At 51.2% G+C, this 3,908-nt stretch carries 2 protein-coding genes; one reads left to right on the forward strand and one right to left on the reverse strand.

Going from position 1 to position 3,908, the window contains the following annotated elements:
- Window positions 1-2,852, forward strand: a 2,852-nt coding sequence (locus tag QUB20_RS26275; protein ID WP_333250703.1) for an Ig-like domain-containing protein, incomplete at its 5' end; no start/stop codon positions are given.
- A 95-nt stretch (window positions 2,853-2,947) separates the two neighbouring features.
- Here QUB20_RS26275 and QUB20_RS26280 read toward each other — a convergent pair.
- A complete protein-coding gene (locus QUB20_RS26280; RefSeq protein ID WP_333055277.1) occupies window positions 2,948-3,652 on the reverse strand; it encodes a rhomboid family intramembrane serine protease in 705 nt (234 codons plus the stop codon).
- Between the last annotated feature and the right edge of the window lie 256 nt (window positions 3,653-3,908).

The following is a 3,908-nucleotide window of genomic DNA, read 5'->3' on the forward strand; positions in this document are numbered from 1 at the left end:
TGGTGACGGGGACGGGCCCGGACATTTCGGTCACGCCTGTGCCGCGGCAAACTCTGACAGTTCCCACGCCTCCCCCAGAGCCACTTTTTGTCGATGGCTTAGTTGTCGCAAATGACGGCAGTAACTATTTAATCGGCAGCTTGTTCAATGACACGATTGCCGGGGGTGCCGGCGACGACACACTTTTGAGTCGGGACGGAGACGATCTACTCAGGGGCGAAGACGGTAACGATTATCTCAACGGTGGCGCTGGTAAAGATATTGTTGAGGGCGGGCGCGGTAATGACACGGCGCGGGGCGGCAAAGACGATGACTTGGTTTCTGGCGACGAGGGCGATGACTTAGCTTTTGGCGACCTGGGCAATGATATTGTCTTGGGTTCTGAAGGTAACGACACGCTGTACGGCGGTAAAGGCAATGACTGTCTGCGCGGTGGTGGGGAAGACGACCTGATTTTTGGCGACAGGGGCAGTGACACTGTTTTTGGCGACACGGGTAACGACTGCCTGATTGGCGGCGCTGGCAATGATATTTTGTTGGGACAGCAGGGCGGGGATGTTATCACCGGCGGTGTTGGTAACGATACTGGTGATGGCGGCGAGGGTGATGACCTGCTCTTCGGGGGCGATGGCAATGATTCTTTGTCTGGAGATGCTGGGGATGATATTCTTTCGGGCGATCGCGGGTCTGATACTCTGACAGGAGGCGACGGATCGGATATCTTTGTTCTCGGTAGGGTGGGCACGTCGCCCGGTGGCAACGGGTTTCTTACTACTGGCGGTCGCGAAATCGGCGATGCTGATGTAATTAGAGATTTTAATCCGGGAGATTCGATCGGTCTGGCTGGAGGTTTGAATTTTACAGAGTTAGAAATTTTCCAGGGCCAAGGCTCGAATTCTAGCAACACGATTATTAGGGACAGGCAAACTGGGGAATTTTTGGCGGTGTTGATTGATGTTCGATCGAACTCGCTAGATGAATCTCGGTTCACTACAGCTCAAATACCCCGCGTAGACGACAATCCCTTCACCATTGAGGGGACAACAACGAGTCCCACAACCGGGACAACAACGAGCCCCACAACCGGGACAACAACGAGCCCCACAACCGGGACAACAACTAGCCCCACAACGGGGACAACAACGAATCCCACAACGGGGACAACAACGAATCCCACAACGGGGACAACAACTAACCCCACAACGGGGACAACAACGAATCCCACAACGGGGACAACAACTAACCCCACAACGGGGACAACAACTAACCCCACAACGGGGACAACAACTAACCCCACAACTCCAACACCAGCGACCACAACTCCAACACCAGCGACCACAACTCCAACACCAGCGACCACAACTCCAACACCAGCGACCACAACTCCAACACCAGCAGGCACAACAACGAACCCCACAACGGGTACAACAACTAACCCCATAACAGGCACAACAACGAACCCCACAACGGATCCATTGCCGGTACAGGTTCCGGGTACGAGTCCGAGTCCGAGTCCGAGTCCGACTGCGGGCGGGACAAATCCGAGTCCGAGTCCTTCGATCGTCCCCACTCCCACTGCTGCGCCCCCAACTCCTCCGCCTTTGGGCGGCGGGCCGACTCCGCCGAGTTTTACATCTCCGACTCCTAACCAGCCGCCGATCGTGGAAGCGGGCAAGACGGTGACTGGTTTGCAGAATTTGCCTCTGTCTTTGAGCATTTCGGCGCCCAGCGACCCCGAGGGCCAGCCGCTGTCGATCGCGGTAGTCGGACTTCCCAATCCTACTTTTGGTCAGGTAATTACGGGTACGAACCCAGTCACCGTGAACCAAAAGTTAACCGTTCAGGATTTACTTGGGCTGACATTTCAACCGGGAACAAACGTGATCGGGCAAGCCGGTTCTTTCAGCTACAGCGTAGCTGACGACCAAGGTGGCACCACAGCAGCGTCAGTGGCAATTAACATCAATTCTTTCGATACCTCCGTAACTGTTCCAACTATTCTGTCGCCGATTGCTGTCGATGACGGCATCGTCTTTACCAATACGAATAATTTGCTGCCCACTTTCATCGACGTGCTGGCGAACGATTCCAGTCCGCAAAAAGGGACACTCAGCATTATCAATGTCAGCACACCACAACTGGGCGTAGCTGTAAATCTTGTCTCTCAAGTGCAATTCATCCCCGGCAACGTAGCGGGTACAACTGCTTTCACCTACAGCGTCAGCGACGGATTCGGGACAATTCCGGGCGTAGGTACTGTCACCGTTCAAATCTTGCCGGCTGATAGCGGGCCTAACAATTTAGTTGGGGGTTCTTTGCCGGACAATTTGGACGGTTTGGCGGGCAGCGATACTATTGATGGTCAAGGTGGCAACGATACGATTAACGGCGGTTTAGATAACGATGTGCTCGTAGGGGGCCTCGGCGCAGATACCATGACAGGGGGTGGCGGCAACAATCAATACCGCTATACCAGCCCTGAACAAGGTGGGCCGGCTTTTGATGCGTCTTCTTCGGCGGCGATCGAGGCTGCGATCGCGGCGGGCGGATACGATGTGATTACTGATTTTAGCGGTCTCGGTGTGCCGATCGCCGATCAGTTTAATTTTGCCCCCGGATTTGCGAATCTTAGCGGTAACACCCAAGTTCTGCTGAATGTGCAGACAACGGTTTCTGCAAATATTCTGGGAGGAAGTGCTTTCTTGTTTGCCTACGATTCCGGCGGCAATACTTACATCATTTATGACGGCAATGGCAATAACCTCACCGGCAGCGATTCTCGCATTTTGGCGAAGTTAAATGGTGTAACTGGGGTTTCTGCTCTTTCGGAATTTGACTTGACGTTTATCTAGGAAGATAAGAGGTTTTAAACCGCAGATTAACGCAGGTAAACGCCGATTTTTTGGCAGTTTATCTGCGTTAATTTTTGTTCAACGGCGGTGAAAAATTAAATCTGATTTTCCTCCGAAAACAATCCCAACAAAGGGCCGAGAATAGCGCCGAAAACAAAGCCGCCAGCGTGGGCCCAATAGGCGACTCCCCCGGATTCCATGCCGACACTTGCCGGGGCATTCAACGAAGCCAAGCCGCTCAATGCTTGCTGTGCAAACCAAAATCCTAGAAAGAAGAAAGCTGGGACTCTGACAGTGGTAATAAAGATTCCCAAGGGCAGCAGTGTCAGGACTTTGGCTTGGGGATATCTGAGAATGTAAGCTCCCATCACGCCTGCGATCGCGCCGCTAGCACCTAGGGACGGAATGGCAGATGCGGAGGAAAAAAACCACTGAGTTAGTGATGCTAAAACGCCGCAAGTAAGGTAAAATATTATAAATTTGACGTGTCCTAAACGCTCTTCTACGTTGTTGCCAAAAATCCACAAAAATAACATATTTCCGGCAATGTGGAGAAAGCCTGCGTGCAGGAATTGGGAGCTAATTAGTGTCGTCCATTCGGGAAATGGCGAAACTGGCAGAGCAACCCGACACATATTGCTTAACTGGCAAGGAATTACGGCCCAAGAGTAGAAAAATTCGGTTAATTGTCGATCGCCCAAACTGAGTTCGTACAAAAATACTAATATGTTTGCGGCAATCAGCCCGTAGGTGACGTAGGGAGTGATAGTAATGGGATTTTCATCGCGTAAGGGAACCACAGCCTTTTTTTCCTCATCAAAATATTGGCAACACAGTAGCGCATTTATAGCCCAAGTGTCTCCTGTCTAAAGGAAGAGGGGACAAGCCAATCGATTTTAGATTTTAGATTTTAGATTTTAGATTTAAAGAATTGAAGATTTGAAGATTTGAATAATTGAAGAATTGAAGAAAGCGACTTTACGGATGTATCCGGGGGCTGGTTAATCGATTTTAGATTTTAGATTTTAGATTTTAGATTTAAAGAATTGAAGGATT

Origin of the sequence: Microcoleus sp. B4-C2 (assembly GCF_036705265.1) — a bacterium.
Lineage (GTDB): Bacteria > Cyanobacteriota > Cyanobacteriia > Cyanobacteriales > Microcoleaceae > Microcoleus.